At 70.9% G+C, this 16630-nt stretch carries 11 protein-coding genes; 6 read left to right on the top strand and 5 right to left on the bottom strand.

The window, feature by feature from the left end; genetic code table 11:
* Position 1 precedes the first annotated feature (1 nt).
* The 4 genes from P7644_RS19440 to P7644_RS19425 all read right to left on the bottom strand — a co-directional run bounded on the left by P7644_RS19440 (position 2) and on the right by P7644_RS19425 (position 5045).
* Positions 2–3067 (bottom strand): efflux RND transporter permease subunit, encoded by a 3066-nt coding sequence (locus P7644_RS19440; protein ID WP_404300888.1) that lies wholly within the window; start codon positions 3065–3067, stop codon positions 2–4.
* A gap of 9 nt (positions 3068–3076) precedes the next feature.
* Positions 3077–4228, bottom strand: a complete 1152-nt coding sequence (locus tag P7644_RS19435) for an efflux RND transporter periplasmic adaptor subunit (protein ID WP_404300887.1) — start codon at positions 4226–4228, stop codon at positions 3077–3079.
* A gap of 217 nt (positions 4229–4445) precedes the next feature.
* Positions 4446–4856, bottom strand: coding sequence for a DoxX family protein (locus tag P7644_RS19430; protein WP_404300886.1), 411 nt, complete (start codon positions 4854–4856; stop codon positions 4446–4448).
* A 33-nt stretch (positions 4857–4889) separates the two neighbouring features.
* On the bottom strand, positions 4890–5045 hold the full coding sequence (locus P7644_RS19425; RefSeq protein WP_404300885.1) for an NAD(P)-binding domain-containing protein: 156 nt from the start codon (positions 5043–5045) through the stop codon (positions 4890–4892).
* Between P7644_RS19425 and P7644_RS19420 the strand changes: the two genes are divergently transcribed.
* Both P7644_RS19420 and P7644_RS19415 read left to right on the top strand, forming a co-directional pair.
* The gene (locus P7644_RS19420) at positions 5044–5175 is read left to right on the top strand and encodes a hypothetical protein (RefSeq protein ID WP_404300884.1); all 132 of its coding nucleotides are present in this window, start codon (positions 5044–5046) and stop codon (positions 5173–5175) included. The genes P7644_RS19425 and P7644_RS19420 overlap by 2 nt on opposite strands.
* 20 nt (positions 5176–5195) lie before the next feature.
* On the top strand, positions 5196–6113 hold the full coding sequence (locus tag P7644_RS19415) for a LysR family transcriptional regulator (RefSeq protein WP_404300883.1): 918 nt from the start codon (positions 5196–5198) through the stop codon (positions 6111–6113).
* A 77-nt stretch (positions 6114–6190) separates the two neighbouring features.
* Here the strand turns inward: P7644_RS19415 and glnE are convergent, their stop codons facing one another.
* Positions 6191–8920, bottom strand: a complete 2730-nt coding sequence (gene glnE, locus P7644_RS19410; RefSeq protein WP_404300882.1) for a bifunctional [glutamate--ammonia ligase]-adenylyl-L-tyrosine phosphorylase/[glutamate--ammonia-ligase] adenylyltransferase — start codon at positions 8918–8920, stop codon at positions 6191–6193.
* A 68-nt stretch (positions 8921–8988) separates the two neighbouring features.
* Between glnE and P7644_RS19405 the strand changes: the two genes are divergently transcribed.
* From P7644_RS19405 to P7644_RS19390, 4 genes are read left to right on the top strand one after another with little or no spacing between them, the layout of a single operon-like run.
* Positions 8989–13050 (top strand): YhdP family protein, encoded by a 4062-nt coding sequence (locus P7644_RS19405; RefSeq protein ID WP_404300881.1) that lies wholly within the window; start codon positions 8989–8991, stop codon positions 13048–13050.
* A complete protein-coding gene (locus P7644_RS19400; protein WP_404300880.1) occupies positions 13047–13862 on the top strand; it encodes a carbon-nitrogen hydrolase family protein in 816 nt (271 codons plus the stop codon). Before P7644_RS19405 ends, P7644_RS19400 begins: the two co-directional genes overlap by 4 nt.
* A 2-nt stretch (positions 13863–13864) precedes the next feature.
* Positions 13865–15940 (top strand): nitrogen regulation protein NR(II), encoded by a 2076-nt coding sequence (locus P7644_RS19395; protein WP_404303256.1) that lies wholly within the window; start codon positions 13865–13867, stop codon positions 15938–15940.
* Entirely contained in the window at positions 15940–16587 is a 648-nt protein-coding gene (locus tag P7644_RS19390; RefSeq protein ID WP_404300879.1) for a response regulator transcription factor, read from the top strand. Before P7644_RS19395 ends, P7644_RS19390 begins: the two co-directional genes overlap by 1 nt.
* Positions 16588–16630: the final 43 nt, after the last annotated feature.

Raw genomic sequence — 16630 nt, 5'->3', positions numbered from 1 at the left:
ATTATCTGGCGATGTCCGGGCGATGCCGCAAGAGCCGGCGCAGCCACTGCTCAAAGTCGTCCACGTAGGTGAAGACCGCGGGCACCACCAGCAGGCTGAGCACGGTGGAGGTGATGAGTCCGCCGATCACGGCCACGGCCATGGGGGAGCGAAAGCTCATGTCCGCGCCGCCCAGCGCCAGGGCGATGGGCAGCATGCCCGCGCCCATGGCCAGCGTGGTCATGATGATGGGGCGGGCGCGCTTGTGGCAGGCGTCCAGCAGGGCGTCCAGCCGGCCCATGCCGTGGCGGCGCGCCACGATGGCGTATTCCACGAGCAGGATGGAGTTCTTGGTGGCAATGCCCATGAGCATGATGAGCCCGATGAGGGACGGCATGGAAAAACTCTTGCCCGTCAGCAGCAGGGCCACGAAGGCCCCGCCCAGGGACAGCGGCAGCGCCGCCAGGATGGTGACGGGTTGCAGGAAGTCCTTGAACAGCAGCACCAGCACGATGTAGATGCAGACCACGCCGGTGAGCATGGCCAGGCCGAAGCTGGCGAACAGCTCGCCCATCACCTCGGCGTCGCCCACGTCGATCAGGCGCACGCCGGCGGGTAGGCCCTGCACGGCGGGGAGCCGGCGCACGGCCTCGGTCAGCTCGCCCAGGCCGCGGCTGCCCAGCTCGATCTCGAAATTCACGTTGCGCGCGCGGTCGTAGCGGTTGATCACGGCCGGCCCGCCGGCCAGCGAGAGCGTCGCCACCTCGCCCAGGCGTACCGGGCCGCGGCTGCCGGGCAGGGCCAGGCGTTCGAGCACCGACAGGTCGCGCCGCGCCGCGTCATCCAGGCGCACGACGATGGGCAACTGGCGCTGCGCCAGGTTCAGCTTGGGCAGGAACTGCTCGTAGTCGCCCACGGTGGCCACGCGCAGGGTCTCGGCAATGGCTTGCGAAGTCACGCCCAGGTCGGCGGCGCGCGCGAAGTCGGGGTGCACGGCGATCTCGGGGCGCACCAGGCTGGCCGTGGAGCTGACGCCGCCGATGCCGTCTATGGTGCGGATGCCCTGCTCCACGGCGCGCGCCGCCGTCGCCAGCGCCAGCGGGTCTTCGCTGGACAGGGCCAGGATGTACTTGTCGTTGGAGCCGCCCAGGCCCACCTTCACGCGCACGCCGGGCAGCTCGGCCATGGCCTCGCGCAGGCGCCGCTCAATCTCCTGCTTGCGCGGGCGCTCCTGGCGCGGCGCCATGGTCAGCGTGAGCGTGGCCTTGCGCGGATCGCCGGCGCTGGCGCCGGCAAACGGGTCGGAGCCGGCCGTGCCGCCGCCTATTGTTGTGTAGATGCTCTGCACATGGCCCACGCCCATGGCCAGCGCCCCGGCGCGCAGGGCCATGGCATGGGTGTCGGCCAGCCTGGTGCCGGGCGCAAGCTCCAGCGTGACCTGGGTCTGGGCGTTGTCGTCGGCTGGTATGAAGCCCGAGGGCAGCAGCGGGATCAGCGCCAGCGAGCCCGCGAAGAACAGCAGCGCGCCGATGAGGGTCAGCACGCGGTGGCGCAGGCACCAGCGCGAGGCCCGCATGTAGGCGGCGAGCCAGCGCGGCTCGTGCTGCGGCGCCACCAGGGGCTTGAGCAGGTAGGCCGCCATCATGGGCGTGAGCAGGCGCGCCACGACCAGGGAGGCGAACACCGCCAGCGCCGCCGTCCAGCCGAACTGCTTGAAGAAGCGACCGGCGATGCCGCTCATGAAGGCCGTGGGCAGGAATACCGCGATCAGCGTGAAGGTGGTGGCGATGACGGCCAGGCCGATCTCGTCGGCCGCCTCCATCGCCGCCTGGTACGGGCTCTTGCCCATGCGCAGGTGGCGCACGATGTTCTCGACCTCGACGATGGCGTCGTCCACCAGGATGCCCACCACCAGCGATAGCGCCAAGAGGGTGATGATGTTGATGGAAAAGCCCAGCAGGTACATGCCGATGAAGGCCGGTATCACCGATAGCGGCAGCGCCACGGCCGAGACGATCGTGGCGCGCCAGTTGCGCAGGAACAGCCACACCACCACCACGGCCAGGATGGCGCCCTCGTACAGCAGGTGCATGGAGCTGTCGTACTCGTCCTGCGCGATCGCCACGAAGTCCACCGTGCGCGTGAGCGTGAGGTGCGGCTGCTCGGCCTGGAGCCGATCGAGCGCGCGCTGCACGCCCGCACCCACCTCCACCTCGCTGGCGCCGCGGCTGCGCGAGACCTCGAAGCCGATCACGGGTTTATCGCCCAGCAGCGCCGCCGTGCGCGGATCGGCCACCGTGTCGCTGACCTGGGCCAGCCGGTCCAGGCGGATGCTGCGCCCGCCGGAGATCGGTATCTGCAGCGCCGCGACCTGCTCGGCCGTCTGCACCGTGGCCAGGGTGCGCAGCGGCTGCTCGGCGCCGCCCAGCTCGGCGCGCCCGCCGGCGCTCTCCAGCTGCACCTGGCGCAGCTGGCGCGAGACCTCGGCCGCCGTGGCGCCCAGGGCCTGCAGCTTGAGCGGGTCGAGCGCCACGCGCACCTCGCGCGTCACGCCGCCCACGCGGCTGACCGCGCCCACGCCGGGCACGGCCAGCAGGCGGCGCGTGAGCTGGTCGTCCACGAACCAGGACAGCTCCTGGTCGTCGAGCCGGTCCGAGGCGATGGCGAACGCCAGGATCGGCTGGCTGGACAACTCCAGCTTGGTGACGATGGGGTCGCGCAGGTCCGCCGGCAGGTCGGAGCGCACGCGCGAGACGGCCGCGCGCACATCGTCCACCGCCTCCTGCACGGGCTTTTCCAGCTGGTATTCGGCGGCGATGGTGGCCGTGCCGTCCACCAGCGTGCTGCTGATGTGCTTGAGCCGCTGCGTGGTGGCGATGGCGTTCTCGATCTTGCGCGCCACGTCCGATTCGAGCTGCCCCGGCGCCGCGCCCGGCAGCGTCGCCGTGACCACGACCACCGGCAGGTCCATGTCGGGGAAGTTCTGCACCTTCATGGCGCGAAACGACAGCAGCCCGGCCAGCGTGAGCAGCACGAACAGCATGGCCGCCGGCACGGGGTTCCTGATCGACCAGGCGGACAGGTTCATGATTGCTTCTTATTTAATAGCTGTTGGCGCTTTATGGGTCGATGCCGGAACCTGTTTTGGCTCTGATTCCGTGGCCACGCGCACCAGGTCGCCGTCGTTCAGGAAGGCGCCGCCCTGCTGCACGATGCGCGTCTCGGGCGCCAAGCCCTCGGTGATCTCCACGCGGCCGTCCACGCGCTGGCCGGTCTGCACGCGGCGCATGTGCACGCGGCCGTCTGCCCCCACCTCGAACAGGTGGCTGAAGCCGTCGCGCACCACCACCGCGGACAGTGGCACGGTCAGGGCCTCATGCCGGCCGAGCAGGAACTCGCCGCGCGCGAACATGCCGGCGCGGATGTCGGGGTGCGCGGGCAGGTCCACGTAGACCAGCGCATTGCGCGTGGCCTGGTCCACCGTGGGCGCCAGCACGCGCACCCGGCCCTCGACCTGGGCGCCGCTGGCGGCGGTCACCACGGCCGCGGTGCCGGGGCGCAGGCGCGGCAGGTCGCTGGAGCCGACCTCGGCGCGCCACTCCAGCCGGCCGCGGCGCAGCATGCGGAACAGCTCCGTGCCCGCGCCCGCCACCGCGCCCACGGTGGCCTGGCGTGCCGAGATCACGCCGGCGTCGGGGGCGCGCACCTCGGTGTGCGCGAGGCGCAGCCGCTGCGTGTCCACGGCCGCCTGCGCCGCGGCCATGCGTGCCTGCGCGGCCTGCGCGGCGCTGGCGTATTGCTGGATCTCCTGCTGGCTCATGGCGCCGGTGGCGTTCAGGGCGTGGGCGCGCTCGGCGTTGGCCTGGGCCTGGGCCAGGGCGGCGCGCGCCTCCTGCAGGCTGGCGCGGGCCTGGGCCAGGTCGGCCTGCACGGTGTCGGCGGCAAAGCGCGCCAGCAGCTGGCCGGCGCGCACCGGGTCGCCCACGTTCACCAGCACCTCGGCCAGGCGCAGACCATTGCTTTCGCTGCCTATGCTGGCCTCCTGCCAGGGCGCCACATTGCCATTGGCCGGCAGGCGCCGCGCCAGCGTCTCGCGCCGGGGCGCGGTGGTGCTCACGGTGAGGGCCGGGCGCGGTGCGCTGGCGGCGGGGGCAGGCGGCGCGGCGCGGGAGGGGCCGCCGGCCAGCAGCGCGCCGCCGGCGGCCAACAGGCCCAGCGCAGCCAGGGCGATCAAGGAGGAATGCTTCATGTGTGCTCTGCGTGCGGGTGCCGCGCCGGCGGGCGGCCGCGCCGCCCGATGGCCGCCACCCCACGGGCCCCTGGCCGGGTGGCTGTCGCGGCGCATTACACCATGCGCCATTCGACGCTGGATCGGCGGTCTGCGCAAAGCAAAAGCTCCCCCGGCCGGGAGAGCTTGCATCCTCCACCGCCCGCACCAGGGCGCGGGGTGGGCCGGTTGGGCCGGATCAGCCTTTGCGGCGGGCGTCCAGGCTCCAGCCGCCGGCGCCCTGTGCCGCCAGGACCAGCAGGCCGCCGACGATGGCGATGTTCTTGAAGAACAGCAACTGGGTCACGTAGGCCTGGTCGGCCGGCGCGCTCCAGTAGGCATGGAAGAAGAAACTGGCCGCCAGGGTGAACAAGCCCAGCACCAGGGCCGCGATGCGGGTGCCGAAGCCGAACAGCAGCGCCAGGCTGCCCAGGATTTCGACCAGCAGGGCCACGGCCGCGGCCAGCGCCGGGGCGGGCAGCCCCGCCGAGGCGATGTAGCCGGCCGTGCCCGAAAAGCCGGTCAGCTTGGCGATGCCGGCAGGCAGGAACAGGGCGACAAGCATCAGCCGGCCGAGCAGATTCAGTGCGTTTGGGAGGGTGTTGGACATGGTGAACCTCGTTCTAAAACTGAAACAGCGACCTCAGGCGCGGCGAATCCAGGTCGGAGCGATGGAGGTGCCCAGGCCCGCAAGCGGTTCCAGGTAGTGCGCCACGAGGCGAGCCTCGTGCCCGGCCAGGCTGAGTTGCTTGACAAATGCCGCGCCCATGTTGCCGGCGCCAATCACGGTGACTTTCATGACCAATCCTTTTTCGGGTGACGGCCTGTGGGAAGTTGGGGTGCACGGCCCAGGCCGTCGTGTGATTTCAGTGCATGGCGTGACTGTATTGAGTATTGAATTGGATATAAATAACGTATTGATTGATTAATTGTTTAAAAATACGAGACTATGGACAGATTTCTCGAAATGCAAAGCTTCAACGCCGTGGTCGAGGCGGGCAGCTTCGTGGGCGCGGCCGACATGCTGGGCCTGTCCAAGGCGGCGGTGTCGCGGCATGTGGTGGAGCTGGAAAACCGCCTGGGCATCCGCCTGCTGCACCGCACGACCCGGCGCCTGTCCCTGACACCCGAGGGGCGGGTGTTCCACGCGCGCAGCAAGGACCTGCTGGCCGAGCTCGACGACGCCGAGGCCGAGGTCACCTCGCGGCGCGAGACGGTCAGTGGCGTGCTGCGCATCAACGCCCCCTTCACCTTCGGCATCCTGCATCTCGCGCCGCTGTGGGGGCTGTTCCGCGCCCAGCACCCGCATGTGACCCTGGAGGTCACGCTCGCGGACCGCCTGGTCGATCTCGTCGAGGAGGGCTATGACCTGGCGATCCGCATCGCGGCGCTGGAGAACTCCTCCCTGGTCAGCCGCCGCCTGGCCAGCACGCGCATGACCCTGTGCGCCTCGCCGCGCTATCTGCAGCAGCATGGCACGCCGCGGCACCCGGCGGACCTGGCGGCGCACCAGGTGGTTGCGTACAGCCATTTCGCCACCCGGGACGAGTGGCATTTCAAGGGGCCGGACGGGCCGGTGAGCGTGCGTACCCGCCCCTGGATGCACACCAACAATGGCGAAACCTGCCGCGCGGCGGCGCTGGCGCACCAGGGCGTGATTCTTCAGCCTGGCTTCCTGGTCGGGCAGGACCTGGCGGCGGGCACGCTGGTCGAGCTCATGCCCGAGTACCGCTCGACGGAGCTCGGCATCTACGCGGTCTATCCGACGCGCAAGAACCTGTCGGCCAAGGTGCGGCTGCTGATTGATTTTCTGGCGGCCCATTTCGCCGCGCGCGGCGGCGCCCCGGACGCCGCGCAGGGGTCATGAGGGCGCAGTATCAATAGATAAAAGTGCCTATGACGCTTATGTAGTAAGCGTTAGTAGCTATCAATAAGAGAGTTTTCTCAGCCAAACACCGCGCGCCACAGCGCCAGCACGGCGCCCTGTTCGGCGGCCAGGGTCTCGGGCGGCACGCGCGTGGGTTCCTCGTTCAGGCGGGCGCGGTGCTGCACCTGGCGCAGCGTGCGGTAGGCGTCGGCGGCGGCGTGGCCCACGCCCGCGGGCAGCAGGCCGGCAGCCTCGGCGCGTTGCAGCAGGGCGATGTTGCCCTTGTTGTCGCGCAACTCGGGGTGGGCGCCGCTGTGTGCCAGCACCAGGTACTGCACGGCAAATTCCACGTCCAGCATGCCGCCCGGGCTGTGCTTGACCTCGAACTGCCCGGCCGGCACGGGGTTGGCGGCGCGCATGCGCTGGCGCATGGCGGTGATCTCGCTGCGCAGGGCCGCGGCGTCGCGTGGCGCGCTGATGACGGCCTGGCGCACGGCGTCAAAGCGCGCGCGCAGCTGCTCGCTGCCCAGCACGAAGCGCGCCCGCGTCATGGCCTGGTGCTCCCAGGTCCAGGCGGTGTTGCTGCCGCGCTGCTGCTGGTAGTCGGCATAGGCCTGGAAGCTGGTCACGAGCAGGCCGGAGTTGCCGTTGGGGCGCAGCTGGGTGTCGATCTCGAACAGGTCGCCCTCGCCGGTCTTGGCCGAGAGCCAGTTGATGAGCTTGCGCACGAAGGCAGCGTAGACCTCGGGGGCGAGATCATGGTCGTCGTCGAAGACGAAGACGATGTCCAGGTCGCTGCCGTAGCCCAGCTCCTTGCCGCCGAGCTTGCCGTAGCCAATGATGGCGAACTGCGGCGCCTCGCGGTGGCGGTTTTTCAGCCGGCTCCAGCACCACTCTGCCGTGACGCGCAGCACGCTGTCGGCCAGGGCCGAGAGGTCGTCCGCCACCTGCTCGACGGTGAGGCGTCCCTCCACGTCGCGCGCCAGCGTGCGGAAGGTCTCGGCGTGGTGGGCGCGGCGCAGCAGGTCGAGCAGGTTCTCGTCGTCGTCCTCGCCCGTGGACTTGAGCGCCGCCAGGCGCAGGGCGAGCTCGTGCTCGAAATCCAGGGCCACGAAGCGTTCCGACAGCAGGGCGTCGCTGGCCAGCTCGTCGATCACGCCCGGGTGCTGCAGCATGTAGCGCGCCGGCCATTTGGCCGCGCCCAGCAGGTGCAGCAGGCGCTCGTGCACCAGGGGGCGCTCCAGCAGCAGCGCCAGATAGCTCTCGCGGCGCAGCAGCGGCTCCAGCCAGCCCACCAGGCGCACGGCGGCGTCCTCGCCCACCCGGCCCTCGGCCAGCCAGCTGCTGGTGCGCTGCACGATGCGCAGCAGCCTGGTGCGCGCCTCGTCGCGCAGGCCCTGCACGCGGGCGTTGCCGCGCCATTCGGCGACGCGCTCGCGCAGGGCGGGCGGCAACTGCTCCAGCAGCGCCTCCAGGTCGGGGGCGGGCGTCTCGGCGCTGCGTGCCTTGCCGCAGCCGTTGTTGCAGCGCTGGTGCTGCGTGCCGCCCAGCAGGGTGTCGAACTCCTGCGCCACGAGCTCGCGGTGGGCATCCAGTTCGCGCAAAAAATCGCAGCAATCCAGGCCCATGCTGTGGGCGATCCAGGCCAGGTCCTCGTCGCGCGTGGGCAGCACATGGGTCTGTTGGTCGTCCAGGTACTGGATGCGGTGCTCCACGCGGCGCAGAAAGATGTAGGCGCTGGCCAGCTGCTCGGCCGTCTGCGCGGGCATCAGGCCGGCGTGCGCCAGGCGCGCGAGCGCCTCCAGCGTGGGGCGGCGGCGCAGCTCGGGGTACTGGCCGCCGCGCACCACCTGCAGCAGCTGCACGGTGAATTCGATCTCGCGGATGCCGCCGCGCGAGAGCTTCACGTCGTTGGCGCGCTCGGGCCGGCCGGCGCTGCGTTTGGCCGCATGGTCGCGGATCTGGTGGTGCAGCGTGCGCAGCGCATCGAACACGCTGTAGTCCAGGTAGCGGCGGAACACGAAGGGCAGCACCACGCCGCGCAGCGCCTGCACGTTCGCCGTGGCAATGCAATCGAGCGGTGCCACGACCCGGCTCTTGAGCCAGGCAAAGCGCTCCCACTCGCGGCCATGCACCTGCAGGTAGTCCTCCAGCGCCGAGAGCGACAGTGCTGCCGGGCCGGAGTTGCCGTGGGGCCGCAGCGCCAGGTCCACGCGGAACACGAAGCCATGCTCGGTGGTGTCGCCCACCAGGGCATAGATGGCCTTCACGGCGCGCGCGAAGTATTCGTGGTTGGAGAGCCTGCCGCGCCCGCCCTCCAGGCCGGCGGTATCGCCGTCATGCTCGTAGACGTAGATCAGGTCGATGTCGCTGGACACATTGAGCTCGCGTGCCCCGAGCTTGCCCATGCCGATTACCCACAGCTGCACCGGCTGGCCCTGGGGGCCGCGCGGCGCGCCGTGGCGCGCGTCCAGCTCCGCGCGCGCCTGGCGGCAGGCGCGGTCCAGCGCCAGTTCGGCCAGCGCGGTCATGGGCAGGGTGATGTCGGAAAGCGGAGCACCCTGGTCGCAGTCCAGGCGGATGAGCCGCTGCAGCACCAGCTGGCGCAGGATGCGCAGCGCCGCGCCCAGGTCATGGCCGCGTGCCAGCAGGGCGTCGCAGGCCTGGCCCAGGGTGGCGTGGTCGGGCACGCCCGGTGGCAGCAACGCCAGATCGGCGCCATAGCGGCGCTCCAGGCGCTGGAAAAAGCGCGAATGCTGCGAGAGCGGTTCGCGGGAGGCTGCGGGGGCGGTCAAAGGCATCTGCATGGCAACGTCTACGGCTGAACTCCCGGGGGATGTGCGGGTCATAATTCCTGCCATCGATTCCACCTGACATGACAGAGCCGCCATCCCACCCCTCCCGCCTGCTCAGACTCGTGGCGGGCTGTGCACGATGGGGGTTCGGGTTGCTGGTGGCCCTGTGGCTGCTGCTGGCGGCGGCCTGGGGGGGGCTGCATGGCTGGATTGTGCCGCGTATTGGCGACTACCGCCCCCAGCTGGAGGCACAGGCCCGGCGCGTCCTGGGGGTACCCGTGCGCATTGGCGCCATCACGGCGCGCAGCGAGGGGATTTTCCCCACCGTGGAGCTGTCCGGCGTGGCCCTGCTCGATGCCCAGGGGCGCGAGGCCTTGCAGCTGCCGCGTGTGGTGCTGGCGCTGTCGCCGCGCTCGCTGCTGCGCCTGGGCTTCGAGCAGATCTATATCGAAGGCCCGGAGCTGGATATACGCCGCGCGGCGGATGGCCGCATCACCGTCGCCGGGCTGGCGCTGCACCAGGATGCCCGGGGCGACAGCGATGCCGCCGACTGGCTGTTTGCGCAGCCTGAGGTCGCGATCCGGGGCGGCACGCTGCGCTGGAGTGACGAGCAGAGCGGGGCCGGGCCGCTGGCGCTGACCCGGGTGGACCTGGTGCTGCGCAACGGCGCCTGGCGCCATTCCGTGCGCCTGGATGCCACGCCGCCGCCCGACTGGGGCGAGCGCTTCACGCTGCGCGGCCGGTTCCGCCAGCCGCTGCTCACCACCCATGGCGGCAACTGGCGGCGCTGGAGCGGCCAGCTGTATGCGGCCTTCGGGCATGTGGATGTCTCGCGGCTGAACCAATATGCCGATCTGGGGGCGCTGGAGGTGGCCCGGGGCCATGGCGCGCTGCGCGCCTGGGTCGACGTGCAGCGCGGCGAGCCGGCCGCTGTCACGGTGGACATGGCGCTGGGCGAGGTGAATGCCACGCTGGGCCAGGATCTGCGCCCACTGGTGCTGCACACGGTGACGGGGCGTGTGGGCGGGCGCTGGCTGGAGGGCGGCTTCGAGCTCAGCAGCGACAACCTGCAGTTCCAGGCCGACGATGGCCTGCGCTGGCCTGGTGGCAAGCTGTTCCTGCGCCACACCGGCGCGGATCAGGCGGGGCGGGAGCAGGGCGAGCTGCAGGCCGACCGGCTGGACCTGGCCGCCGTGGCGCAGATCGCCGGCCGCCTGCCGCTGGATGCGGCCGTGCACCAGGCCTTGCGGGCCTATGCGCCGCAGGGCGTGGCGCAGCAGTTGCGGGCCAGCTGGCACGGGCCCCTGGCGCAGCCCCGGCAGTACCAGCTGCGCGCCAAGCTGACGGGGCTGACGCTGGCCGCGCAGGACCAGGTGCCCGTGACGGCGGGCCTGAGCGGCGCCGACCTGGAGCTGGACCTGACGCACCAGGGCGGGCGGGCGGAGCTGGCCATGGCGGACGGCCGGCTGCTGCTGCCCGGCGTGTTCGAGGATCCGGTCGTGCCCGTGCAGCGGCTCTCGGCCACGGTGCGCTGGCAGATCGAGGGCCAGCGCATTGCCGTGCAGACCGGCGACCTGCGTTTTGCCAATGCCGACGCCCAGGGCGAGGCGCGCCTGGCCTGGCGCACGGCAGACCCGGCCGCATCGCCCGCGCGCTCGCGCTTTCCGGGCGTGCTGGAACTGTCGGGCAGCCTGTCGCGCGCCGACGGCACGCGCGTGCACCGCTACCTGCCGCTGGCCATTCCCGCCGAGACGCGCCATTACGTGCGCGACGCCATTGCCGCGGGCAGCGCAACCGAGGTGAAGTTTCGCGTCAAGGGCGACCTGCACGACTTCCCCTATGGCCACGCGCCGCGCCTGGGGGAGTTCCACATCGCGGCGCGCGTCAAGGATGTGGTCTACGGCTACGTGCCGCCCAGCCTGCTGGAACCCGGCGACCGCCCCTGGCCGGCCCTGGCGGAGCTGAGCGGCGAGCTGGTCTTCGACCGCGCCAGCATGCTGGTGCGCAATGCCACGGGCAGCTTTGCGGGCCGGCCCGCGCTGCGCGTGCAAAAGGTGGGCGCCAGGATCGCCGACCTGGAGCACAGCGTGGTCGAGGTCGATGCCCAGGTGCGCGGTCCGCTGCAGGACATGCTGGGGCTGGTGCGCGGCTCGCAGATCGCGCAGCTCACCGAAGGTGCGCTGGACCAGGCCGCGGCCACCGGCATGGCCGACCTGCAGCTGGGCCTGCGCCTGCCCCTGAGCAAGCTGGCCCAATCCAGGGTGCGCGGCGGCGTGACCCTGGCCGGCAACGAAGTGCGCTTCGTGCCCGAGGCGCCCACGGTGAGCGGCGCGCGTGGCGTGGTGCAGTTCACTGAGACCGGCTTCACGCTGGCCGGCGTGCAGGGCCGGGCGCTGGGCGGGGAGGTGCGGCTGGAGGGCGGCATGAACGCTGTCGCGCCGGCCGGCGAGTCGGCGGTGCGCGTGCGCGCGCGCGGCACGGCCACGGCCGAGGGGCTGCGCGAGTCCACGCAGCTGGGGCTGCTGTCGCAGCTGGCGCGCCACGCCAGCGGCAGCAGTACCTATGCCCTGGCCCTGGGCGTGCGCCGCGGCGTGGCCGAGATCCAGGTCACGAGCGACCTGGCGGGCATGGCCCTGGCCGCACCGCCGCCGCTGGGCAAGTCGGCGGCGGCGCCGCTGGTCGTGCGTTTTGACAAGCGGCTGACGCGCGAGGCGGCGGCCTCGGACAGTGCCCCGCTGCAGGACCAGATGACGCTGGAGCTGGGCGATGCGCTGCGCCTGGCCTATGTGCGCGCCCTCGATGGCGCGCAGGTGCGCGTGCTGCGCGGCGCGGTGGACGTGGGCCTGCCCGCGGCGCAGGCCACACCCCTGCCGGAGCAGGGTGTGAGGGCAAATGCCGTGCTGGATGAGCTCGATGCCGATGCCTGGAGCGCGCTGCTCGCGCAGCACATGCCGCCAGCCGGCGCGGTCCAGGGACAGCCGGAGGCTGCGCCAGGCCAGGAGGCGCAGGACTACCTGCCCGATCGCCTGGCCCTGCGCGCGTCCACGCTCACGCTGCATGGGCGCAACCTGCATCAGGTGGTGGCCGGCATCTCGCACGCGGGCCCGGTCTGGCGCGCCAACGTGGCGGCGCGTGAGCTCGATGGCTATGTCGAGTACCGCCCCGCCCTGGGCGGGGAGTCGCAGGATCTGCTGTACGCCCGCCTGGCGCGCCTGATCCTGCCGCAGGCGGCGGACGCCCAGGTGAATGAACTGCTCGATGCGCAGCAGCCGGGCAAGCTGCCGGCGCTGGACATCGTGGTGCAGGACTTCGAGTTGCGCGGCCGGCGCCTGGGGCGCATGGATATCGAGGCGCGCAACCGCGCCACCGAGGACGGCCAGCGCGAATGGCGGCTGGCCAGGTTCAACCTCGCGGCGCCCGAGGCGACATTCACCTCCAGCGGCAACTGGGCGCTGCTCGGCGGCGCGGGCAGCCAGACGCGGCGGCGCACCAGCATGGATTTCGAGCTCGACATACGCGACTCGGGCGCGCTGCTGGCGCGCTTTGGCATGGATGGCGTGCTGCGCCGCGGCCAGGGGCGCATTGCGGGCCGGGTGGGCTGGCAGGGTTCGCCCCTGTCGCCCGACTACCGCAGCATGACGGGGCAGATGAACGTGAACATGGAGGCGGGCCAGTTCCTCAAGGCCGACCCGGGCCTGGCCAAGCTGCTGGGCGTGCTCAGCCTGCAGTCGCTGCCGCGGCGCTTCGCGCTCGATTTCCGCGATGTGTTCAGCGAGGGCTTTGCCTTTGACTTCGTGCGCGGCGACGTGCATGTGGACAAGGGCGTGGCCACCACCAACAACCTGCAGATGAAGGGTGTGAACGCCGCCGTGCTCATGGAGGGCAGCGCCGACATCGAGCGCGAGACCCAGGACCTGCATGTGGTCGTGGTGCCCGAGATCAACGCCATGACGGCCTCGCTGGTGGCCACGGCCATCAACCCGGTGGTGGGCCTGGGCAGCTTCCTGGCGCAGGTATTCCTGCGCGGGCCGCTGATCCAGGCGGCCACGCAGGAGTTCCGCATCGACGGCACCTGGGACGAGCCGCGCGTGGAGCGCATCCAGCAACGCAAGCCCCCCCCCGCCCCAGGAGAAAAACCATGAAAGTCGCCGCCTTGCAAATGGTCTCGGGCGTGGCGCTGCAGGCCAATCTGGACGCCGCGCGCCGCCTGCTCGAGCAGGCCGCCCGGGCCGGGGCCGAGCTGGCCGTGCTGCCCGAGTATTTCTGCGCCATGGGGCGGCGCGACGAAGACAAGCTGGCCCTGCGCGAGCCCATGGGCGATGGGCCGATCCAGCATTTTCTGGCCGTGGCCGCACGCGAGCTGGGCCTGTGGATCGTCGGCGGCACCCTGCCCCTGGCGGGTGACGACCCGGCGCGCGTGTACAACAGCTCGCTGGTGTTCTCGCCTGCGGGTGCCTGCGTGGCGCGCTATGACAAGATCCATTTGTTTCGCTTCGACAATGGCCGCGAGCATTTCGACGAGGCCCGCGTGATCCAGGCCGGGGCGGACAGCGTGCGCTTTGCCCTCACGGCGCGCGACGGCAGGCGCTGGCAGGTGGGCCTTTCCGTGTGCTACGACCTGCGCTTTCCCGAGCTCTACCGCGCGCATGCGCGCGCCGGCGTCGAGCTGCTGCTCGTGCCCAGCGCCTTCACCTACACCACGGGGCGTGCGCACTGGGAGCTGCTGCTGCGCGCCCGCGCCGTGGAGAACCTGGCCTATGTGCTGGCACCGGCCCAGGGCGGCACGCATGAGAACGGCCGGCGCACCTGGGGGCACAGCATGCTGGTCGATCCCTGGGGCCAGGTGCTGGCGCAGCAGGCCGAAGGCGCCGGGGTGGTGCTCGGGGATCTGGACGCCGCGCATCTGCGCCGGCTACGCAGCCAGTTGCCGGCGCTGGCGCATCGCGTTCTGTGAATATGCACTACGAGGAGGATGCCGTCACCGATCAGCCGCTGGGCCAGCTGCCGCGGCGCTGGCGCCGCTGGGCGGGGGCATGGCGGCGCTGGTCGCTGTGGGCGCTGCTGGTCGTGCTGGTGGCCGGCATGCTGGTCACGCAGGTGTGGCTGGCCGGCCGTTATGAGGCGGGCGAGGTGCAAACCCGGCTCGAGCGCGACACGGCGGATGCCGTGTCCGACATACGCAATGCCTTTGCGCACAACCTGCAGAACCTGCAGGCGCTGCAGGCGGGCGATCCGGACCTGGCCTCGTGGGAGAGCCGCGCGGCGGTGCTGCTCGCCGCGCACCGCGAACTGGTGCGCATAGAGTGGCGCGACAGCCTGCTGCAGCTGCGTGCCCATGCCGAATCGCCCTACCGTCCGCAGCACCGCGACCCGGCCATGGGCGCCAGCATGCATTCCGAAACCGCGCTGGCCTGCACCAACGCACGGCGCATCACCGGGCCGTCCTACTCCAGCAGCTACTTCCAGCCCCTGCCGGAGGGCGTGGGCGCCGAGATGATGGAGGTCTGCCTGCCGCTGGTCAACGATGGGCAGGCACGCGGCTTCGTCGTTGCCACCTACTCGCTGCAGACCGTGCTGCAGGACCTGGTGGCGCCCGGGATGCGGCGCACGCAGGAGGTGTCGTTCACCGAGGCCGACGGCACACGCCTGGCCATGGTGGGCGCCACGCGCCGCGGCACGCGCATGTTCACGGCGCAGCAGCTGTTCGACCTGCCGGGCAATACGCTGATCTTGCGCATGGACGGCTGGCATGCCGCGCCCAGCGTCTTTCCCAACGTGCTCACGGCGCTGGTCACGGCCATGTCGATTGCCCTGGTGTCGGTGCTGGTGGTGCTGGTGCGCGACAACCGGCGCCGCCTGAGCGCCGAGCGTGACCTGGGCGAGGCGCTGGCGTTTCGCAAGACCATGGAGGATTCGCTGGTCACCGGCCTGCGCGCGCGCGACATCAATGGCTGCATCACCTATGTGAACCCGGCCTTTTGCGACATGGTGGGGTTTTCGGCGGCCGAGCTGGTGGGCCAGGTCTCGCCGCCGTATTGGCCCCCGGAGCATGCCCGGGAATATGCTGAGCGCCAGAGCGTGCGCATGGCGGGCCGCAACGATCCGCCGCGCGAGGGCTATGAAGCGACCTTCATGCGCAAGGATGGCACGCGCCTGTCGGTGATGATCTACGAGGCACCGCTGATCAACGCCCAGGGCCTGCACACGGGCTGGATGGGCTCGTTCCTCGACGTGACCGAGCAGCGCCGCGTGGAGGAGCTCTCGCGCACCACGCAGGAGCGCCTGCAGGCCACGGCGCGGCTGGCCACCGTGGGCGAGATGGCCTCGCTGCTGAGCCACGAACTGAACCAGCCACTGGCGGCCATTGCCAGCTACGCCACGGGTTCGCTGAACCTGCTGGGCTCGGCGCAGGCGTCGCAGCCGCCGTCGCCGCAGGATTTGGCCGACCTGCGCGTGGGGGTGCAGCGCATTGCGCAGCAGGCCGAGCGTGCGGGCCGCGTCATCAAGAGCGTGCATGATTTCGTGCGCCGGCGCGATCAGTCGCGCGAGTCGGTCACGGCGCAGGAGCTGTTCGATGCCGTGCTGCCGCTGATACGGCTGCAGGCGCACAAGATCGGCGTGCGCGTGCTGCTGGACATCAGGCCGGGCCTGCCCGCCGTGCTGTGCGACCGCACCATGGTCGAGCAGGTGCTGCTGAACCTGGCGCGCAATGCCATGCAGGCCATGGATGACCCGCAGATCCACCCGCGCATCCTGGACCTGCGCGTGCGCCGCGCGGCCTCCAATGCCGCCAGGGGTTGGCTGGAGTTTTCCGTGGCCGACATGGGCGTCGGCATACCGCAGGACGTGGCAGAGCACCTGTTCACGCCGTTCTACACCACGCGCGCCGAGGGCATGGGCCTGGGCCTGGGCCTGAGCCTGTGCCGTACCGTGGTGGAGCAGCATGGCGGCTTTCTGGACCATGCAGAGCGCCAGCCGCGTGGTACCGTATTCACCTTTACCCTGCCCGCATTTCAGGAAGCCGACGACTGATGGAGCCCACCGCCAACGCCACCGTGTACATCGTGGACGACGACGCCGAGGTGCGCGAGGCGCTGGCCTGGCTGCTGCGCTCGCGCCGCGTGTTCAGCGAGGCCTACGCCAGCGCCGAGGCCTTCGAGCTCATGCTGGCCGAGCGCGCCACGCGCGGCCTGGCCCTGCGCCAGCCCTGCTGCCTGCTGCTGGACGTGCGCATGCCCGGCATGAGCGGCCTGGCCCTGTTCGACAACATGGTGGCGCGCGGCGATACCGCCGGCATGCCGGTGATCTTTTTGACCGGCCACGCCGACGTGCCCACGGCCGTGGCCACGGTCAAACGCGGTGCCTTCGACTTCTGCGAGAAGCCGTTCTCGGACAACCAGCTCGTGGACCGGGTGCAGGCGGCGCTGGAACTGTCGGCGCAGCACATCGAGGCCTGCCGCACGCGCCACCAGCTGCAGGACCGGCTGGCCGAGCTGACCGAGCGCGAGCGTGACGTGATGCGCCTGGTGGTCGAGGGCCTGCCCAACAAGCTGATCGCCGACCAGCTCGACATCAGCGTGCGCACGGTGGAGGTGCACCGCGCGCGCGTGTTCGACAAGATGCAGGTCAAGTCGGCGGTGGAGCTGGCCAACCTGTTGCGCGCCGCGCCGCAGGCGTAGGGTATTTTTGATAGCTGTCAGCGCTTGACTGGCAAGGGTTTAA

It is taken from the genome of Alicycliphilus denitrificans, from assembly GCF_044792555.1.
Classification (GTDB): domain Bacteria; phylum Pseudomonadota; class Gammaproteobacteria; order Burkholderiales; family Burkholderiaceae_C; genus Alicycliphilus; species Alicycliphilus denitrificans_A.
The sequence above is the reverse complement of the archived record's forward strand: the minus strand, read 5'-3'. Positions and strand labels throughout refer to the sequence as shown.

Bases quoted from the DNA above. Each gene is read 5' to 3' on its own strand.
- P7644_RS19430 (WP_404300886.1), bottom strand. From the start codon at position 4,856: ATGTCCAACACCCTCCCAAACGCACTGAATCTGCTCGGCCGGCTGATG.
- glnE (WP_404300882.1), bottom strand. From the start codon at position 8,920: ATGCAGATGCCTTTGACCGCCCCCGCAGCCTCCCGCGAACCGCTCTCG.
- P7644_RS19425 (WP_404300885.1), bottom strand. From the start codon at position 5,045: ATGAAAGTCACCGTGATTGGCGCCGGCAACATGGGCGCGGCATTTGTC.
- P7644_RS19405 (WP_404300881.1), top strand. From the start codon at position 8,989: ATGACAGAGCCGCCATCCCACCCCTCCCGCCTGCTCAGACTCGTGGCG.
- P7644_RS19435 (WP_404300887.1), bottom strand. From the start codon at position 4,228: ATGAAGCATTCCTCCTTGATCGCCCTGGCTGCGCTGGGCCTGTTGGCC.
- P7644_RS19400 (WP_404300880.1), top strand. From the start codon at position 13,047: ATGAAAGTCGCCGCCTTGCAAATGGTCTCGGGCGTGGCGCTGCAGGCC.
- P7644_RS19395 (WP_404303256.1), top strand. From the start codon at position 13,865: ATGCACTACGAGGAGGATGCCGTCACCGATCAGCCGCTGGGCCAGCTG.
- P7644_RS19420 (WP_404300884.1), top strand. From the start codon at position 5,044: ATGACCAATCCTTTTTCGGGTGACGGCCTGTGGGAAGTTGGGGTGCAC.
- P7644_RS19415 (WP_404300883.1), top strand. From the start codon at position 5,196: ATGGACAGATTTCTCGAAATGCAAAGCTTCAACGCCGTGGTCGAGGCG.
- P7644_RS19440 (WP_404300888.1), bottom strand. From the start codon at position 3,067: ATGAACCTGTCCGCCTGGTCGATCAGGAACCCCGTGCCGGCGGCCATG.
- P7644_RS19390 (WP_404300879.1), top strand. From the start codon at position 15,940: ATGGAGCCCACCGCCAACGCCACCGTGTACATCGTGGACGACGACGCC.